This is a genomic window from Arthrobacter sp. Hiyo1, assembly GCF_001263615.2.
Taxonomy (GTDB): Bacteria; Actinomycetota; Actinomycetes; order Actinomycetales; family Micrococcaceae; genus Arthrobacter.
The window spans coordinates 406,135-406,784 of the sequence record NZ_DF952469.1; the positions used below are offsets into that span (position 1 = coordinate 406,135).

Genomic DNA, 650 nt, shown 5'->3' on the forward strand with positions numbered 1-650 from the left:
GGCCGACGGCGGGAACTTGGGAGCGCCGCCGAAGCCACCGCCGTCGGGGTCCTCCGAACGGGCGAGAAGACGCACGGCTTCCGATAACAGGCTTCTGTCCAGGCTTTCGGACGGCCTGTCGAGGAACACGGCTGAGGCGAGCTGGGCATCGGCCATGCCGACGGCGAGCCCTCGCGCGTTTTGCTCGACGGCATCGCGGCGTTCCAGCCACGCCTCATGGACCGCTTCAAGCACCTGGCGGAAGGACGGCCTTCCGGGTTGTGGCTTCGGCGGGAAATAGGTGCCCGCATGGAAGGCCAAGCCGTCAGGCGTCAGGAACACCGACATCGGCCAGCCGCCCTCGCCGCTGATGGCCTGCGTGGCTGCCATGTAGATCGAGTCCACGTCGGGGCGTTCTTCGCGGTCCACCTTGATGGCCACGAAGTGGGCGTTCAGATACTCGGCGGTGTCCTGGTCTTCGAATGACTCGTGGGCCATGACGTGGCACCAGTGGCACGCGGCATAGCCGATGGAGAGAAAGACGGGAACATCGCGGGCCGCCGCGAATGCAAAGGCCTCGTCGCCGAACGGCCGCCAGTACACCGGATTGTCCGCATGCTGGCGGAGATAGGCGGACGGTTCCGAGCCGAGGGCGTTGGACGCCCCCGGCC

General features: G+C 67.2%; 1 protein-coding gene. It reads right to left on the reverse strand.

Annotated features, from left to right (window positions below):
- Window positions 1–650 (reverse strand): thioredoxin domain-containing protein (locus tag AHiyo1_RS06280; protein ID WP_148667488.1); only part of this gene is annotated, 650 nt, incomplete at both ends.